Source organism: Mucilaginibacter sp. (assembly GCF_041088075.1).
Lineage (GTDB): Bacteria > Bacteroidota > Bacteroidia > Sphingobacteriales > Sphingobacteriaceae > Mucilaginibacter_A.
In genome coordinates, this window is the sequence record NZ_JBGCVY010000018.1 from 17,487 (window position 1) to 36,533 (window position 19,047).

Genomic DNA, 19,047 nt, shown 5'->3' on the forward strand with positions numbered 1-19,047 from the left:
CGAATTTACCCAATTATTAATCATTTATGAAAAAAGTTTTACTTCTTGAACAAGAGGGCACAGCCCACTTGAAATGGGAACACAAACAGCCTTTAAAAAGGGTGCTAAAAGAAGCATTGGCTTTTGTTTCCATGGTAGCCTTTCTGCTTGTTTCTGCTTCGTCTTTTGCCCAAACGAAGCTTAACGTAAGCGGAACGGTAACAGACGACAAAGGCCAGCCCTTAGTGGGTGTAGGTGTTAAGATTAAGAACACGACTATCGGAACCTCAACCGATGTGGAAGGCAGGTTTAAAATTACGGTAACAGATGCCAACAGTGTATTGGCGTTCAGTTACCTGGGCTTTAGCGGACGGGAGATTCCTGTAAACGGCAAAAGCACGATCAATGTAAGGTTAGAGCCTACCAATTCCACTTTGCAGGAAGTGGTTGTTACCGGTTACGGTACCCAAAAAAGGGAATCAATTACCGGTGCCATCTCCAGCATAACCAGTAAGGATATAGAGCGTGTACATGGCGGTTCTACGGTTAGTACAGGTTTGGCGGGCAAGCTGCCGGGTGTAACCTTTCGGCAGGCAGAAGGCAGGCCGGGTGCAAGTGCCAGCATCCAGATCCGTAATATGGGTACGCCTTTATATGTAATTGATGGGGTACAGCAGGACGAAGGCCAGTTTAACAACTTGGCGCCAAACGATGTGGAAAGTATTACGGTATTAAAAGATGCATCGGCAGCTATTTATGGGGTACGTGCAGGAAACGGTGTGGTGGTGGTAACTACAAAAAGAGGCTCCGGCGAAAGCAGGATCAATGTGGATTCTTATTTGGGCTTTCAATACTGGGACAGGTTCCCCAATGTGCTTACCAACTCTTATGATTACATGAGCGCTTTGGCCGCGGCCCAGGTGGTTACCAACGGAAGTACAGCAATTACACCTACAGAATTAGAAAAATACAAACAAGGCACGCAGGTTGGCTATCAAAGTTTTAACTGGAAACCTTTTGTTTTGGCCAATAAAGGTGCCCCGCTAAATTCATTTCATGGTGATATTACAGGCGGAACTGATAAGGTTAATTATTATGTGGCAGGGACTACTTTATATCAAAACGATGAAGCGGGTTCAGAGTACGATTACCGCCGGACTAATATCCAATCAAATGTGCGGGCTAAAGTAGCATCAGGATTGACCGTTAATATGAACATTAACGGACGGGTGGAAACCCATGAAAACCCAGGCGTGCCCGGAGGCGATGATTATTTTTTAGCCAGGTTGGGTATTTTGGAAAACACACCTTTAGACCGGCCTTATGCCAATGACAACCCGGCTTATTTAAAAGACAACGGACCGCATACCGAAGCAAATTATGCTTTTTTAAATAAAACGTTAGCAGGTATCTACCACCAAGATTGGCGGGTATTGCAGGCAAACTTTGGCGCCGAGTACGAAATACCGGGGATAAAAGGACTGGTGGCCAGATATAATTACTCTTATTATATAGCTGATGAGTTAGAGAATAACCAAGAATACACTTATAACGCTTATACCTATAACCAAAGCACAAAAAATTACGATATTACACACTCCGTTACCAATCCCTGGAGAGACCGTGAACAACGCAAAGAACTGAATACCACTACTCAGTTTCAGTTAAATTACAATAACACTTTTGGTAAAAGTACGATTGGGGGAACATTTGTTGCAGAGCGTATCCACCTGGAGCATATAAGGAACTGGCTGCACGCAAGCCCGATTTCAAACAATCTGCCACTGATTTACCTGCCAACTGTAGATCAATACCAAGACAGTGATGATTCTGAGGCCCGTATTGGTTATGTAGCGCGTTTGAACTACAATTATGATAATAAATATTATTTAGAGGCATCAGGCAGAAGGGATGCGTCTTATTTGTTTGATCCGGCACACCGCGTAGGTTACTTTCCGGGTGTATCCATTGGTTGGAGGATCACGCAGGAAGGTTTCATGAAAAACCTGTTGGGGGACAAAGGGATTCTTACCGATTTAAAATTCAGAGGATCTTATGGTGTATTAGGGGATGATAGAGACCCTAATGGTTCAAGAGATATTTATGGAAATATAAACCCAATTGTTGCTACTTATGCGTACCTTCCTGGATATAACTATAATGCAGGTGCTGCAGGTAATATTGCTATATTAGGGGGAAACGCAGTCTCTACTTCCCAAAATAAAGGTGTTCCAATCACCACAGTTAGCTGGTTAAGAAACAAGATATTTGATGTGGGCGCTGACTTCAGTTTGTTTGGCAGCCATTTAAATGGTACCATTGATTATTTTGACCGATCGCGTACCGGCTTGGTTGGCACAAACTTTAGTGTGGTGTTGCCACAGGAAGCAGGATACGTATTGCCTGGAATTAATGAAAACAGTGATTCGCAACGCGGTGGTGAAGTTTCGTTGGCTTACAACAACAAAGTTGGTGCATTAACCTATAACGTAGGTGGAAACTTTTCTTATAGCCGTCATACTAACAATATTAACATAACTGGGCCTTTCGGTAACTCCTTAGATCAATACCGCAATTCGATAGTAAATCGTACATCTAATCTTTCCTGGGGCTACCAGGTTATCGGGCAGTTTACTTCACAAGACCAGATCAACGGTTATAGGGTAAATGAGGACGGTAAAGGCAACAGTACTGTTTTGCCGGGCGATTTGATTTATAAGGATCAGAACGGTGACGGAAAAATTGACGGGAACGACCAGCGCCCGATTGGTTATAATACAGGTGCCCAGCCCAATGTTAACTTTGGGCTTACATTTGGTGCTGCTTATAAAGGCTTCGACTTTCATGCTGACTTTTCCGGTGGGTCAGGTTATTCCTGGAACCAGAACTATGAAGCAAGATGGGCTTTCCAAAATAATGGAAACTTAAACACTATTTTTCAGGATAGCTGGCATTTAAGCGACCCTTACAATTTAAACAGCACCTGGATTCCCGGTAAATACCCGGTAAACAGGAACAATGTAGGGAATAACCATTACGATTATAATGCTAACTCAACATACTGGCTACATAGTGTTAAATATATCAGGGCAAGAACAATTGAATTAGGCTATTCTTTGCCTACCGCATTATTAGGTAAGGTTAAAATAAAAAGGGCCAGGTTTTATGCAAACGTTTATAACTTGTTTTCTTTAGATAATTTGCACCAGTTTGGTGTTGATCCGGAAGTTAATGACGATAACGGGTTACAGACACCACAAAACAGGGTTTTTAACTTTGGTGTTAACTTAACCTTTTAACTAAAACTTTATTCGAATATTTAATGAAAAAGATATTAGCAATAGCCATGTTTTCGGTACTTTTAAGTGCGGAATCATGCACCAAGGACAGTGATTTTTTAAACGTACCGCCAAAATCGGTCGTAACTACAGATGTGGCATTTTCGGATCCGGCATTAGTATTATCTGCTATAGGGGATCTTTACAATAGGCAGGTTGATTTTTCAAGTCTTGATGATGGATGGCAAACTTTTACAGATTTTGGTGAATCCTTTCCGTCTGACAACGGCTCTTATTTTATTGTTCAAAACCGTAGCTGGGGTTACGGCTCATGGGCAATTTGGGATTACGGATATATACGCGACCTGAACTTATTTATTGACAATGTAACTGCTTCTACTAAGTTGTTGGCTACTGATAAAAGCCGGTTTTTGGCAGAGGGGCGTTTTTTACGTGCCAATTATTATTTTGAACTGGTGAAGAGAATGGGCGGTGTCCCGCTCATTACAAAATCAATAACTTATGACAACAGCGGTTCTGTAAGTAATTTGTTGACACCGAGGGCAAAAGAGTCGGATGTTTATGATTTTGTGATCAGTGAGGCTGAAGCCATAAAAGGCTCTTTGCCTGCTGATTTGGTTGACAAGTCGAGGGCATCACAGGCAGCAGCCCTGGCCATGGAAGCAAGGGCTGCATTATATGCAGGCTCTATTGCAAAGTACGGCTCAACAACACCGCAGGTTTCACTTCCGGGCGGCGAAGTAGGTATCCCTGCAAGTATGGCCGCCGGTTATTACACTAAAGCTTTAACTGCGGCCAAAGCAATTATCAGTGGTTCTGTCGGAAATTATGGTTTGTACCAAGTGCTTCCTAATCTTTCCGACAATTTTGCAGCGGTCTTTTTAGATAAAAGTTCTGTAAACCACGAGTCTATATGGGTTGAGGATTTTAAAGCACTCGCAGGTAAAACGCATGCTTTCACTACAAACGATCAGCCTTATTCTGTATCAGATGAGGCTACGGATGCCGGCCGTTTAGACCCTTCTTTAAACCTGGTACAGTCCTTTGAAAAGCTGGATAACACCTTTGCCCCGATACCAACAACAGACGCCTCAGGCAACCCAATTTATTATACCGATCAACAAGGCCCTTTTGCAGGCAGGGATGCAAGGCTGGCAGGAACGGTAATGCTGCCCCACTTTTTCTGGAAAACAGCGTTTATTGATATTTGGGGAGGTTATTTATTGCCTAATGGCAACATTATCAGCAGTGATGATGCAACACATTTGGCTACTTTGCCTGGTACTTCGGCACAAGTACAGGTTGTTGGAAAAGACGGGCCGACACCTACTGGCGAACCGCTTAGAAGCCAAACTGGTTTTTACATCCGTAAATACTTAGACCCGGCAACGGGTTCAGGCCGAAGAGGGCGTGGCAGTGATGTCAACTTTATCCGTTACCGCTATGCTGAAGTTTTACTGAATGCAGCCGAAGCATCTGCTGAATTAGGCGATTTTGACAATGCATCTATCTATATCAACCAGGTACGTGCAAGGGCTGGTTTAACAACGCCAATTACTTTAACTGCCGGCAATTACTTCGACCGTATGGTGCACGAACGCCGTGCAGAGCTTTCATTTGAAGGGCATATTTTGTTTGACATGAAACGCTGGAGGATAGCCACCAAAGTTTGGGACGGCAATACAGAATCATTGGCAGATTTAACCAGCAACATTGGTTCGGCCACAAAAAGGAATACACAGCCCTGGGGCCTTTACCCTTATAAATTTTACAACCCGGGAGGCGCCAACGATGGTAAATGGGTTTTTAAAGAAGTCCTCCCGTCAAACGTAACAGGGGTGCTTAATTTCAGGATTGGTAATTATTACTCTCAAATTAATGACGGTATCATTTCTGCCAACCCCAAAATTATCAGACAACCCAACCAATAATTTATAAGCTATTTTAATTAGAAATTATGAAAATCAAATTTCATTACACCGTCATACTTTCGCTGATGCTTTTTAGCGCAGCATGTAAGCTGGACAATTATGCACCGCCGTCAGTAACTTTAAAGGGACAGTTGATGTACAAAGGCACCCCTGTTAATGTTGAATATAACCAGGTCCCTTTTCAACTTTACCAATCCGGCTTTAAAGGGAACACGCCGATAAGCGGGACATTTGACCAGGATGGGACTTATTCTGTACTGACCTTTAATGGCAACTACAAGTTTACCATCCCCGGCGGCCAGGGCCCATTCCAGTGGAAAGAACTGCCTTCCGGTGGCAGGGATTCTATTGCTATCAACCTTACCGGAGATCAAACCGTTAATATCGAAGTTACGCCTTATTATATGATCAGAAATGCACAACTGGTGGCTTCTGGCGGCAACATCACTGCGCAATTTAGTATCGAAAAAGTTATTACCGATGCTACTGCCAAAAATATACAAACGGTGAGCTTGTTTGTCAATAAAACCCAGTTTACATCTACAGCAGATCAGGCCGCTGAAGTTGATTTAGCCGGGACACTAATCACCGATCCTACTAATGTAAATTTAAGTGTGGCTATTCCTAAGTTTACCCCAACCCAAAATTACGTTTACGCCCGTGTAGGCATCCGGATAGCAGGCGTAGAAGACATGATCTTTTCCCCTGTTCAAAAGCTGACCTATTAAAACCTTGTTACAAATGGCCATTCGGTAGGAATGGCCATTTGTATTATTGCTAAATGTGTTTATTTAAGAGTAAGAAATGGTTTAGATTTCTGCCAAAACAACAATACTTCTTTTACCCTATAAAAATCAGTACCGTTGTTTTTGGAGCTTGCCATTTTTTATATGTTAAAAGAAGCATTTGGCTGTCATCCTGAACTTATTTCAGGATCCCGCAGGAAGGAACAACAAGCCAACCAAGTGGGGTGCCGAAACAAGTTCTGCTTAACAAAAACATAAACGCGGTGTGATTTTTAGGTGGTAAAAGAAGCATGGCAATCTTATCATGCAAAATTTAAAAGGGCTTTAAATAATGTCATTTTATAAAAGCTTATACATAGTTAAAGAAACAACAATACTTCTTTTATCGGGTAAAAATTGGTATTGCTTCTGTTGAAAAGCATGATAAAGCTTTCTGATTTTTAGGTGCTAAAAGAAGCATGTAAAGAACAAGCTTTGATAAATCCCGGAAATGTGTCAATCGTAGTATAACCTTCTGATGAAAAGAAAAATTTCCCTCATATTCCTCGTTTTCCTATATTTTTCTGCAAATGCCCAACAGCAACAATGGCATTTGCTGACCAACAGGATAACCACACCTTGGGCGCAAAAAGTAGACCCGAAAGCACCATTGCCGGAATATCCACGGCCGCAACTGGTACGTGGCAACTGGCAAAATTTGAACGGGCTTTGGAGTTATGCCATCATCCCTAAAAATCAAAACGAACCATCCAGATATGAAGGGCAAATATTAGTGCCATTTGCGGTAGAATCAGCTTTATCGGGCGTAGGGAAAACGGTAGGCAAAGACAGTCTGCTGTGGTATAAAAACACGATCAGCATCAACAAAGCTTTAAAAGGCAAAGAAACACTGCTGCACTTTGGCGCGGTTGACTGGCAAACCGAAGTTTTTGTAAACGGTAAAAGCGTTGGTATCCACGAAGGTGGCTACGACCCTTTTACATTTGATATTACCCCATTTTTAAAAAGCGGTGCCAGGCAGGAGATCAAAATAAAAGTTTGGGACCCGACAGACGATGGCCCGCAGCCACGCGGCAAACAACTTAAAAAGCCGGAAGGCATTTGGTATACGCCGGTAACAGGCATCTGGCAAACGGTTTGGCTGGAAGGTGTGGCCAAAACTTATATCGAAGCAACTAAACAAACGCCCAATATTGATAACCAAACCTTGACCATTTCGGCCGAAGTGGCAAATGCCCAGCCGGGCGACAAATTGAGGATCACCGCAATGGATGGCCAAACCAAGGTTGATGAGAAGACGATAGAGGCAGCCGGAACGGCAGTTTTAAATATCCAAAACCAGAAACTATGGTCAACAACCAGTCCGTTTTTATACGATTTGCAAGTAGCCGTTATCAGGAACAACAAAGCAGTTGATGAAGTAAAAAGCTATTTTGCCATGCGTAAAATTTCCCTCGGCCCGGATGCCAACGGGATTCAGCGAATGTTGCTGAACAATAAGTTTGTATTTGAATATGGCCCGTTGGACCAGGGCTGGTGGCCGGACGGTTTATATACACCGCCAACAGAAGAAGCTTTAAAATTTGATATTGACAAGCTGAAAGCGATGGGTTTTAACCTGATCCGTAAACACATTAAAGTAGAACCTGCCCGTTATTATACTTACTGCGATAAAATGGGCATGTTGTTGTGGCAGGATATGCCAAGCGGCGATTTAGGCAACCATTGGGAAAACCGGCCGGGCGTATACGACCGTGCGACGGATAAGGAGCGCAGCCCGGAATCTGAAAAGTATTACCGCAAAGAATGGAACGCCATCATCAATGCTTTATATAATTATCCTTGCATCATTGTTTGGACTCCGTTTAACGAAGCCTGGGGGCAATTTAAAACTGTTGAAATTACGGAATGGACGATGAAAAAAGATCCTTCCCGGTTGGTGAACAGTGCCAGCGGCGGAAATTTTTATGCAACCGGAAATATTGTTGACCTGCATAATTACCCACATCCCGCCATGCCTCGCCCAGAAATTTTTGGTAAAACAGAAGCAGTGGTATTAGGCGAGTTTGGTGGCTTAGGCTGGCCTGTTGAGAACCATGTTTGGCAAGCCAACAAAAACTGGGGCTACCAGAATTTTAAAAACGGGGAAGACCTGTTTAAAAGATACGATACCTTTACAGAAAGGTTGCAGGAACTGATCAAATTGGGTTTATCTGCCGCAGTATATACGCAAACAACGGATGTAGAAGGCGAAGTGAACGGCTTTATGACCTACGACCGCAAGGTTATTAAAATCCCGGTAGAATTGTTGCAAAAATCTAATACAAGGTTGTATGATCCTGCGTTAGTGAAAATAAAATAGATCAATCTGATGATGTCCTCAAAAAAACCTTTTGTTAAATTTTATAAGCAACTATTACTTAAAGCTGCATTAATAGGTTTTAGTGGGTTTGCTGCAACTGCACAATCTACAGTTACGGCAACCATGGTATCAAAAGCAGCTAACCAGCAATCCAATGCCTATTACGTAAATAACCGGGCACCGCTGCAAAAACAATATTTTACAAAACTGCCTGTAGGAAGCATACATGCTGGCGGATGGTTAAAAAAAGCTTTGGAACTTCAGCGGGACGGGCTTACCGGAAACCTGGGCGAGATCAGCATCTGGCTTTCAAAAACCAACAACGCCTGGTTGAACAAAGAAGGCAAAGGCGAATACGGCTGGGAAGAATTGCCGTACTGGTTAAAAGGCTATGCCAACATTGGCTATATGCTGAACGATAAAAAGATCATTAGCGAAGCCAAGTTCTGGATTGATGCAGTACTCAACAACCAGCGCGACAATGGTGATTTCGGGCCCTCAGTAGAAAAAAAAGGCAACCGTGATTTGTGGACCAACATGCCGATGTTATGGTGTTTGCAATCTTACTACGAATATGCTAAAGACCCGCGTGTTATTCCTTTTATGACACGTTATTTCAAATATGAACTGTCTGTTCCGGATAATAAATTTTTAAAAGATTACTGGGAAAACAGCCGGGGAGGCGATAATTTGTTAAGCGTGTACTGGCTGTACAACCGTACCGGGGATAAATGGCTGCTTGACCTGGCCAATAAAATAGATAAAAATACAGCCGACTGGCGCCAGGCCAACAACTTGCCCAATTGGCACAATGTAAACATAGCCGAATGTTTCAGGGAACCGGCCACTTTTCATTTGCAAAGCCATGACCAGAAAGACCTGAACGCTACTTATAACGATTTCAAACTTGTGCGCGCGATGTACGGACAAGTGCCCGGAGGGATGTTCGGAAGCGATGAAAATGCACGCAAAGGTTATGTTGATCCGCGTCAGGCAGTTGAAACCTGTGGCATGGTAGAGCAAATGACTTCTGACGAAATGCTGCTGGGCGATACCGGCGATCCTTTTTGGGCCGAGAATTGTGAAGACGTAGCTTTTAATACTTTTTCGGCCGCTTTTATGCCCGATTACAAATCACTCCGCTACCTTACTGCACCCAATATGGTGGTAAGCGACAGTAAAAACCATCATCCCGGCATTGCCAACGAAGGACCGTTTTTAATGATGAACCCTTTTAGCAGCCGTTGCTGTCAGCATAACCATGCCGCAGGCTGGGTTTATTTTGCCGAAAATACCTGGATGGCCACGCCTGATAATGGGCTTGCCGCACAATTATACAGCGAAGGCGAAGTAAAAGCCAAAGTTGGCAACGGCACACAAGTAAGTTTGGTAGAAACCACGCATTATCCTTTTGAAAGCCAGGTTAACTTTACCGTTAATACCGCAAAAGCAGTCAGCTTTCCGATCTACCTGCGTGTTCCGGCCTGGTGCAAAAATGCTTCGGTAAAAGTAAACGGACAGGCTGTAGCGGTAAATACCGGCAGCGGCGATTATATCCGCTTGGTTAAGAACTGGAAAAACGGTGATAAAATCTCTTTACAACTCCCAATGCAGTTAAAAGTGCGGGAATGGAACGAGAACAAAAACAGCGTAAGCGTTAACTACGGCCCGCTTACTTATTCTTTAAAAATTGATGAGAACTACACGCGCGAAGACAGCAAAGCAACTGCCATCGGCGATTCAAAATGGCAGCCCGGTGCCGACCCTCAAAAATGGCCTTCTTTTGAAATCCACCCCAATTCTGCCTGGAACTACGGTTTGCTGATTGATAAAACCCATCCTGAAAACTCGATTGAAATTATCCGCAGAAGCTGGCCAAAAGACAATAACCCTTTTACCAACAAAAATGCACCGATTGAACTAAAGGTAAAAGGAAAACTGATCCCCGGTTGGACAATAGACCAATACGGCCTTTGCGCGGTTTTGCCCCAAAGTCCGGTAAAAAGTGAGCAGCCCGTATCCGAACTTACTTTGGTGCCAATGGGCGGGGCAAGGTTAAGGATTTCGGCATTTCCGGTAACCGAATAAAGATGAAAACAAAAAGAATTAAAAATTAAACCGGCATACTTCTTTTACCCTATAAAAATTGGTGTAACGGTTCACAGATAATTGTTCATGGTTTATGGAGAATTGTTTATGGGAGATAGGATTTGGACACCAAATTTTATAGGGTAAAAGAAGCATTGCACAATTGACTTTAACAATTCAAATAAGAATATCAAAATGAAAAAAATACTATTTATCCTTCTGTCCGGAATGCAATATCTTGCGGTTAGCGCCCAAGGTTTTCGGGCACCGGCTTATCCGCTTATCAATCACGATACTTATTTTAGTATCTGGTCTACAACAGATAAGTTGACCGATGCGCCAACAAAGCATTGGACAGGCACCGACCAATCTTTAACCGGATTGATCAAAGTGGATGGCACGGCCTATCGTTTTATGGGCAATGAAGAAAAAACGTATAAAACGTTGATCCCAACCTCTGACGAAGAAAACTACCAAACCAAATACACCGAAACCCAGCCTGCCAGCGGATGGGAAAATGTTCAGTTTAACGATGCCGACTGGAAAAACGGTATTGCGCCTTTTGGCGACAACAATGCCGATAAAACTTCCTGGAAAACAAAAGATATTTGGGTGAGAAGGACGTTCACTTTAAACCAATCGGACTTTAAAAAACTATACCTGAAAATAAGCCACGATGACAATGTGGAAGTTTACTTAAACGGCGAAAAGGTTTACAGTAAAACAGGCTGGGTACAGAAGTTTGTATTTATTGAAATTGATGATGTAATCAGGAAAAACTTAAAGGCCGGTAAAAATGTGCTGGCCATCCATTGCGCAAATACTGCTGGCGGCGCCCATTTGGATGCAGGTTTGGTTACCGAACCGGTATCGGCACAAAAAGCAAACATTTTAGTGGCCGACCAAACCAATGTAGATATGAACGCAACACAAACCATCTATAATTTTACCTGCGGAAAAGTTGACCTTACCTTAACGTTTACTTCGCCCTTGCTGCTGAACGACTTGAATTTGCTTTCACGCCCTATCTCTTATATTTCTTACAAAGTTAAAGCCAATGATGGCAAAACACATAACGTGCAGGTTTACTTTGGCGCTTCTACGGATATTGCGGTAAACACTTCCATGCAGCCGGTAACCACGCAAAAATACACTTCCAACAGTGTGGCCATATTAAAGGCCGGTACGGTGGAACAACCCATCTTGCAAAAAAAAGGCGATGACGTGCGGATTGACTGGGGCTATATGTATGTTGGTGTGCCGCAAAGTTATGGCAGCAACCAGTATGTCAGCAGTTCTACGGATGCATTTAACAACTTTTTGCAGAACACAACTTCATCAAATGTAAAGGAAGGAAAGCATTTGGTTTTAAGTACCATTATTCCACTTGGTAAAGTAAGCAGTACGCCAAAAGAGCAGTTTATCATGCTGGGTTATGATGATTTGTACGCCATTCAGTATTTCAAACAAAATTTAAAAGCCTGGTGGAAGCTTGACCCTTCAAAAACCATCGAAAGCGAACTGAATGCAGCAGCCAGGGATTACACTTCGATCTTAAAAAGATGTACTGATTTTAACCAAAGCCTGCAAAAAGCAGCCGTTGCGGCAGGCGGCGAAAATTATGCCAAGCTTTGTGTTTTGGGTTATCGCCAAAGTATCTCGGCACATAAATTAGTTAAAAGCCCGCAAGGCGAGATACTGTTTTTATCGAAAGAAAATTTTAGCGGCGGGTTTATCAATACGGTGGATGTAACTTATCCGTCGGCACCGTTATACTTGGTTTATAATCCGGCCCTGATGGAAGGGATGTTGAACGGTATATTTTATTTCAGCGAAAGCGGAAAAAATACCCGCCCTTTTGCAGCACATGACTTGGGCACTTACCCCTTGGCCAACGGACAAACTTATGGTGAGGGCATGCCGGTTGAAGAATCAGGAAACATGCTGATCCTGACTGCAGCAATAGCAAAAGCGGAAGGCAACGCCAACTTTGCCAAAAAACATTGGAAAACTTTAACTACCTGGGCAGATTATTTGAACAAGGAAGGGCTTGACCCGGCAAACCAATTGTGCACCGATGATTTTGCCGGCCATTTAGCTCGCAATGCCAATCTTTCGGTAAAAGCCATTGTAGGGGTTGGTTGCTACGCCATGCTTGCCGAGCAGTTGGGCGATAAAGCAACAGCCGAAAAATATAGGAACAACGCCAAAGAAATGGTGGGCAAATGGATGCAGCTTGCCGATGCAGGCGACCATTACGCATTAACCTTTAACAACAAAGACACTTGGAGCCAAAAATATAACATGGTTTGGGACAAGGTGCTCGGCCTCAACCTTTTCCCTAAAACTGTTTATGAAAAGGAAGTTAAATTTTATCTGACGAAGCAAAATGAATACGGCCTGCCTTTAGACAGCAGGAAAACCTACACCAAATCTGATTGGGTTTTGTGGACGGCAGGCTTAACCGATAACCAAAACGATTTTAACGCTTTGGTCAACCCGATTTATAAATATACTGTCGAAACGACTTCGCGCATACCGTTAAGCGATTGGCACGAAACCACAACCGGTAATAAGGTTGGCTTTCAGGCACGAAGTGTTGTTGGCGGTTACTTTATGAAATTATTGGAAGTCAAGCTTTCAAAACAATAGGCCGGGCATCAGCACAAGTTTAATTTTGATCATCTATTTTCAATGCTTCTTTTATCGGCCAAAAATCAGTGCGCTTTACCTGCTCTCCTACAGCTCCCTCTCCTTTGGTGAGGGTTGGGGTGAGGCTACAAATTTATATGCCTAAAAGAAGCATTGGAATAATCCCGGTCTTGCTGAAGAGCCTGGTACAAACTTAATCAGGTTCTGAATCACTAAATCACTAAATCACTAAATTTTACTTATAAACATGCAAATTAAACTAAGGGTAATAGCTGCGGCTATATTCATGCTGCTAAGCGTACAGCTATCCGCACAGAAAAAAACAACAACCAGAGCGGTTTGGACGGCTCAAAAAGCAAAAACATGGTATGCACAGCACCAATGGCTGGTGGGCAGCGATTTTATCCCAAGCACGGCCATCAACCAGTTGGAAATGTGGCAGGCCGATACTTTTGACCCTAAAACGATTGACAAAGAGCTGGGTTATGCACAAGGCATCGGCATGAACGTGATGCGTGTATTTTTACATCATTTGCCTTGGCAGGAAGATCCCGAAGGGTTTAAAAAACGCATGGACGAATATTTAACCATTTCGAATAAACACGGTATCCAAACCATGTTTGTGTTTTTTGACGATTGCTGGAACAAAGTGCCAAAAACAGGAAAGCAGCCGGAACCAAAACCGGGGATACACAATTCGGGCTGGATGCAAGATCCTGGCCAGCCTGCTTCAGATAATCCGGCTAATTTCCCGGTGTTGGAAAAATATGTGAAAGATGTGCTGCATCGTTTTGGCAATGATAAACGCATTTTGCTTTGGGATTTATACAACGAGCCTGGAAATTCTGACAAAGGCAACAAATCAATGCCTTTGTTAAAACATACTTTTGAATGGGCCAGGGAAGTAAACATCACTCAGCCCATCAGTGCAGGCATGTGGAACTGGACTTTCGAAACCCTGAACGCTTATCAGGTTGCCAACTCGGACATCATTACTTATCATGATTATTCGCCCGAAGCAGATCACTTAAAAACCGTGCAGTTTTTAAAAATGTTCGGCCGTCCGCTTATTTGCACCGAATACATGGCCCGCCCGCGCAATAGCTTGTTCAGCACCGTGTTGCCAATGTTGAAAAAAGAAGATGTAGGCGCCATTAACTGGGGTTTTGTATCTGGAAAAACCAATACCATCTATGCCTGGGACACGCCAATGCCGGATGGCAGCGAACCAAAATTGTGGTTCCATGATATTTTCCATAAAGATGGCACGCCTTATAAAGCGGATGAAACTGCGCTGATCAAAAGCCTGACCAACAGGACGAAATAAAGTAAGCTGACGGATGAACAGAAATTGTTTTAGTACTTACCGGCCAAGTTACTTTTTGGTCATGGTGGCACTGTTCATCAGTACAAGTTGCCGGAACTTGCATCAACCGATAAAATCAACGGCTGTTGCAAGTTCCGGGATGAATTTGGTTTTGGACCGTGATTTTGCTGACCCGACGGTTATCAAAGCGGGCAATAAATACTATGCTTATGCAACCCAAAGCCGCAGCAACGGCAAAACAGTCAACATTCAGGTTGCTTCTTCTACCGATCATCAGCATTGGAAATACGAAGGCGATGCATTGCCGCAAAAACCTAAATGGGCTTCAAAAACACAAAGTTTTTGGGCGCCTGATGTTTTTTTTGATGCGAAGCTGAACAAGTTTGTGATGTTTTTTTCTGCTGATCCAAACGAATTGACCGGCAAATGTTTGGGCGTTGCTTATGCTGATCATCCGCTTGGCCCTTTTACAGATAAAGGCGAGCCGTTGCTTTGCGGCAGCGGGTTCCGGAACATTGATCCAAAAGGTTTTGTTGACCCAAAAAGCGGCAAACATTTGCTTTACTGGGGTTCGGATTTTCAACCCTTAAAAGTTCAGGAAATGACGGATGATTGGTCGGCATTTAAACCGGGCAGCACGGCAAAAGCAATTGTTTATCCCGGCAAAGACAAAACTTACAGCAATTTACTCGAAGGTTCGTGGCTGGATTACGATAAAGGCAGGTACTATTTGTATTATTCGGGCGATAACTGCTGCGGCGCCAAAGCCAATTATGCGGTTATGGTTGCAAGGGCCAGCACCCCGACCGGGCCGTTTGAGCGTTTGGGCGAAGCAAACCATTTGCTCAACAGTGCCATTTTGGAAAAAGACAGCGTTTTCCTGGCGCCCGGCCACAACTCGGTATTTCAGGATAAAAAAGGCAGAAAATGGATTGCTTACCATGCCATCGAAAGAAGCCACAAGGAAAAAGGAAGGGTTTTGTGCATCAATCGGATTGTTTATAAAAATGGCTGGCCGGTAGTGCTTAAACAATAAAACGAACAATGGGCGTATGCTTCTTTTACCGCATAAAAATTGGTGTTTATGTTGAGGTACAGGAAGTTGAAAGCCTCAACCTAAATTTTATATGATAAAAGAAGTATGAAAATCCATTATCAAACAAAATTATGATGCTTCTTTTATGCCGATAAAATCAAGATAGTTTATCTTTAAAAACCTATTTGCTTCACCAATTTTTATGTGGTAAAAGAAGCATGACAAACAGCCTGAACAAAACTTAAATATTTATTATCAACCCCAATAGCTATCAATCTTATCCCAAAAAATATGAAAACAAATTATTTGCTGGCCTTGTCCGCAGCTTCGGTTCTGGCCTTGTCAGCTTGCAACAATACATCAAACAAACAAGCTTCTACCCAAAATTCTGACACCGTGCAGCAAGCAGTTTTACCTGCTAAAACGGCTTTCGAAAAAACAATTGATAATAAAAAAACTGACTTGTATGTTTTGAAAAACAAGAACGGCATGGAAGCGGCCATCACCAATTACGGCGGCAGGCTGGTGAGCCTTTTGGTGCCCGACAAAAACGGCAAAATGACTGATGTAGTTGATGGTTTTGAAAGTGTGGAAGGTTTCCAGCATTCTACCGAACCTTATTTTGGTGCCACCATTGGCCGCTACGGCAACCGGATTGCAAAAGGTAAATTTAAACTAGACGGTAAAGAATATGCGTTTTTCAAAAATAACGGGCCAAATACGTTGCACGGCGGTAAAAAAGGTTACCAGGATGTGGTTTGGGATGCCAAACAATTGAACGATACTACTTTACAGTTAACTTATCTTTCTAAAGATATGGAAGAAGGTTTCCCGGGAAATTTGAATGTAAAAGTAACTTATACTTTAACCGGTGATAATTGCTTGAAAATAAATTACGAAGCCACTACCGATAAACCTACCGTGGTGAACCTGACCAACCATGCGTTTTTTAATTTAAACGGATCAGGAAGCGGGACAATTTTAAACCACGAAGTTCAAATTGATGCGGATAACTACACGCCGGTTGACAGTACGCTGATCCCATCCGGAAAAATTGTAACGGTAGCTGGTACGCCTTTCGATTTCAAAAAATCAACAGCTATTGGTGCACGTGTAAACGACAACAACGAGCAGTTAAAAAACGGAAAAGGGTACGACCATAATTTTGTGTTGAACAAGCACGGCAGCAGTACGCCGGTAGCCAAAGTAAAAGGCGACAAAAGCGGCATTGTGATGGAAGTTTATACCGAAGAACCGGGCCTGCAATTTTACAGCGGCAATTTTATGCACAGTAAAAACAGCATGAAATACGGAAAAAAAGATGACTACCGTACGGCTTTTGCCATGGAAACCCAGCATTTCCCGGATTCGCCCAACCAGCCGCAATTCCCTTCAACCGTTTTAAAACCAGGGCAAACTTATAAAACCCAAAGCTGCTACAAATTTTTGTCGAAATAAACCAAGCACAAACCTTAACAATTGGGATATGGAACAGGCAATATCAGGCTTAAATTTAATCAGAAGATATGGCCTGTTTTTCGTATTGACCATCTGCTTTTCTGTAACAAAAGCACAGGTTTTTCCTGTTGACCAAAAAGGATATAACCAAAATTCAGGCGTAAAAATAGTATCTAACCGTGATGGATTTACGGTTGCCTGGCCGACAGGAAATACCGGAAACGGCCGAATATTGCTGAACATGCAAAATGGCAAACCTTTGTTCAGCAGCATCCAGCTTGGTAAAGAAGGTGCTTATCATACCATTATCGAAAACACAGATCCGGAGTTTATCCTGACCAAAGGCAAACGCGATCTGATCTCCCAAAACGGTTGGAACATTTTTTTTGACAGAGTACCTTTAAAGCCACATCAATCTTATAAAATTAATTTTAGCAAAAAGTCGGCAAGTGTAAGTACTTCTGGATCGCGAACGGTAATCAGTATTGACGGCGTTGAAGCGCCAAACTTTAAAGGAAAATTAGAAATCACTTTGTACAACGGGCAGCCGCTTTTTAATGTGGCAGTAGTGATTTCCACCCAAATTGATTCTACCGCAATCTTGTATGACGCCGGTTTAACCAGCAAGCAGCAGCCTGTAAAAAATATTTCCTGGAGCGATGTTTACGATAAAATGCAGGCGAACGTAAATCTTGCAGATACTGCCAAAAATGTAGCCGTAAAATACCGGACCATTATTGGCGAAAACCCTTCCGGCAGTATTGCTGTTTTCCCGGCGCCGCACCAGTATTTTTATCCCTTGGATGAAGCTTTTAATTTGAAATTTGTGTGGTACGGCAACAATTACCGCAAGATGCTTCCGGGTTTTGGTTTTGGCATCCGGCAGGATTTGTATGGCGATAACCGGTACGTTCCCTGGTTTAATGCGCCGCTCGGAACGAAGCAACGGTTAAACTTTTTCTGCTTGTTAAGCACTGGCAATCCAACTGCTTTGTTGGCCGATGTTAAGAAATACACACACAACGACAGTTATAAACCGCTGGCAGGCTATAAAACGATGTCGAGCCATTTTCACAACGAGTTTATTTCGCGCGTGGTGCTTGCCGGTAAGCCTGTTCCGGATAGTCCTTCTTTTATCAAAGTTTTTAAAAATTTAGGGGTGAATATTGTTCACCTGGCCGAATTCCACGGAACAGGCCATCCCTGCGGACCTGACGGGCAGCGTTTATTAGAATTAAAAACCTTGTTTGAGCAATGCAAACGTCTGTCATCGTCAAATTTTCTGTTGTTGCCCGGAGAAGAACCAAACGAATTTTTTGGCGGCCACTGGCTGGAGTTTTTTCCGAAGCCCGTTTACTGGATCATGTCGAGGAAAGCCGGTACACCTTTTACAACCACCGATCAGGAACACGGGAAAATTTACCACATCGGCAGTAAAGAAGATATGTTTGCTTTGTTAAAAGCCGAAAACGGACTGGCCTGGACGGCGCATGCACGGACAAAAGGTTCAACCGGGTTTCCGGATGCTTACAAAGAGGAGGCTTTTTACAAATCCGACCGTTTTTTGGGAGCCGCCTGGAAAGCTTTGCCTGCCGATTTATCGCAGCCGAGATTGGGCAAGCGCGTGCTTGATTTGATGGATGACATGAACAATTGGGGGTTGCACAAAAAAGTACTTGCCGAATCAGATCTTTTCTCTATTGAACCGGAGAATGAAATGTATGCCCACGTAAATGTAAATTATTTACAAATGGACAAATTGCCTGCTTTTAACAATGGCTGGCAACCGATATTGGATGTGCTGCAAAACGGAAGGTTTTTTTCTTCGACGGGAGAAGTGCTGATCCCGGAATTCACCGTCAACAATTCCCACTCCGGGGAAACTATTCAATTACCGGCCGACGGTAAATGCAACATTACTTTTAAAGTTGACTGGACATTCCCATTAAACTTTGCTGAGATCATTTCCGGTGATGGCACCAAAGTTTACCGGCAGCAAGTGGATTTGAAAGACACCAAAGCATTCGGAAACCATACTTTTCATCTCACCACAAACCTGAAAAATAGGAAATGGCTGCGTTTAGAAGTCTGGGACGTGGCAGCAAACGGCGCATTCACGCAAACGGTTTGGATAAAATAATGGTTTTTGACTTAATAATTGTTCGGGCT

At 43.1% G+C, this 19,047-nt stretch carries 10 protein-coding genes; all 10 read left to right on the forward strand.

Annotation, left to right across the window (positions count from 1 at the left end; translation table 11 throughout):
• The first annotated feature begins 26 nt into the window (after nucleotides 1–26).
• The 10 genes from V5804_RS03280 to V5804_RS03325 all read left to right on the forward strand — a co-directional run bounded on the left by V5804_RS03280 (nucleotide 27) and on the right by V5804_RS03325 (nucleotide 19,018).
• Entirely contained in the window at nucleotides 27–3,278 is a 3,252-nt protein-coding gene (locus V5804_RS03280) for a SusC/RagA family TonB-linked outer membrane protein (RefSeq protein ID WP_369589942.1), read from the forward strand.
• Nucleotides 3,279–3,301: 23 nt separating this feature from the next.
• Nucleotides 3,302–5,209 (forward strand): RagB/SusD family nutrient uptake outer membrane protein, encoded by a 1,908-nt coding sequence (locus tag V5804_RS03285; protein ID WP_369589943.1) that lies wholly within the window; start codon nucleotides 3,302–3,304, stop codon nucleotides 5,207–5,209.
• A 26-nt stretch (nucleotides 5,210–5,235) separates the two neighbouring features.
• A complete protein-coding gene (locus tag V5804_RS03290) occupies nucleotides 5,236–5,937 on the forward strand; it encodes a DUF3823 domain-containing protein (RefSeq protein ID WP_369589944.1) in 702 nt (233 codons plus the stop codon).
• A 535-nt stretch (nucleotides 5,938–6,472) separates the two neighbouring features.
• The gene (locus V5804_RS03295; RefSeq protein ID WP_369589945.1) at nucleotides 6,473–8,317 is read left to right on the forward strand and encodes a glycoside hydrolase family 2 protein; all 1,845 of its coding nucleotides are present in this window, start codon (nucleotides 6,473–6,475) and stop codon (nucleotides 8,315–8,317) included.
• Nucleotides 8,318–8,440: 123 nt separating this feature from the next.
• Nucleotides 8,441–10,405 carry a beta-L-arabinofuranosidase domain-containing protein gene (locus V5804_RS03300; protein ID WP_369589946.1) on the forward strand — a complete coding sequence of 655 codons (1,965 nt, stop codon included), beginning with the start codon at nucleotides 8,441–8,443 and terminating at the stop codon, nucleotides 10,403–10,405.
• 195 nt (nucleotides 10,406–10,600) lie between these two features.
• Nucleotides 10,601–13,057: a DUF4965 domain-containing protein gene (locus V5804_RS03305; RefSeq protein WP_369589947.1), complete on the forward strand. Its 2,457-nt coding sequence runs from the start codon at nucleotides 10,601–10,603 to the stop codon at nucleotides 13,055–13,057.
• Between the two features lie 247 nt (nucleotides 13,058–13,304).
• Nucleotides 13,305–14,384 carry a cellulase family glycosylhydrolase gene (locus V5804_RS03310; RefSeq protein ID WP_369589948.1) on the forward strand — a complete coding sequence of 360 codons (1,080 nt, stop codon included), beginning with the start codon at nucleotides 13,305–13,307 and terminating at the stop codon, nucleotides 14,382–14,384.
• Nucleotides 14,385–14,397: 13 nt separating this feature from the next.
• Complete coding sequence (locus V5804_RS03315) at nucleotides 14,398–15,420, forward strand: glycoside hydrolase family 43 protein (RefSeq protein WP_369589949.1); 1,023 nt, start codon at nucleotides 14,398–14,400, stop codon at nucleotides 15,418–15,420.
• Nucleotides 15,421–15,711: 291 nt separating this feature from the next.
• A complete protein-coding gene (locus tag V5804_RS03320) occupies nucleotides 15,712–16,878 on the forward strand; it encodes an aldose epimerase family protein (protein ID WP_369589950.1) in 1,167 nt (388 codons plus the stop codon).
• A 28-nt stretch (nucleotides 16,879–16,906) separates the two neighbouring features.
• Nucleotides 16,907–19,018 (forward strand): hypothetical protein, encoded by a 2,112-nt coding sequence (locus V5804_RS03325; RefSeq protein WP_369589951.1) that lies wholly within the window; start codon nucleotides 16,907–16,909, stop codon nucleotides 19,016–19,018.
• Nucleotides 19,019–19,047: the final 29 nt, after the last annotated feature.

Coding starts and splice junctions, on each gene's coding strand:
- V5804_RS03280 (WP_369589942.1), top strand. CDS start 27: ATGAAAAAAGTTTTACTTCTTGAACAAGAGGGCACAGCCCACTTGAAA.
- V5804_RS03285 (WP_369589943.1), top strand. CDS start 3,302: ATGAAAAAGATATTAGCAATAGCCATGTTTTCGGTACTTTTAAGTGCG.
- V5804_RS03290 (WP_369589944.1), top strand. CDS start 5,236: ATGAAAATCAAATTTCATTACACCGTCATACTTTCGCTGATGCTTTTT.
- V5804_RS03295 (WP_369589945.1), top strand. CDS start 6,473: ATGAAAAGAAAAATTTCCCTCATATTCCTCGTTTTCCTATATTTTTCT.
- V5804_RS03300 (WP_369589946.1), top strand. CDS start 8,441: ATGGTATCAAAAGCAGCTAACCAGCAATCCAATGCCTATTACGTAAAT.
- V5804_RS03305 (WP_369589947.1), top strand. CDS start 10,601: ATGAAAAAAATACTATTTATCCTTCTGTCCGGAATGCAATATCTTGCG.
- V5804_RS03310 (WP_369589948.1), top strand. CDS start 13,305: ATGCAAATTAAACTAAGGGTAATAGCTGCGGCTATATTCATGCTGCTA.
- V5804_RS03315 (WP_369589949.1), top strand. CDS start 14,398: ATGAACAGAAATTGTTTTAGTACTTACCGGCCAAGTTACTTTTTGGTC.
- V5804_RS03320 (WP_369589950.1), top strand. CDS start 15,712: ATGAAAACAAATTATTTGCTGGCCTTGTCCGCAGCTTCGGTTCTGGCC.
- V5804_RS03325 (WP_369589951.1), top strand. CDS start 16,907: ATGGAACAGGCAATATCAGGCTTAAATTTAATCAGAAGATATGGCCTG.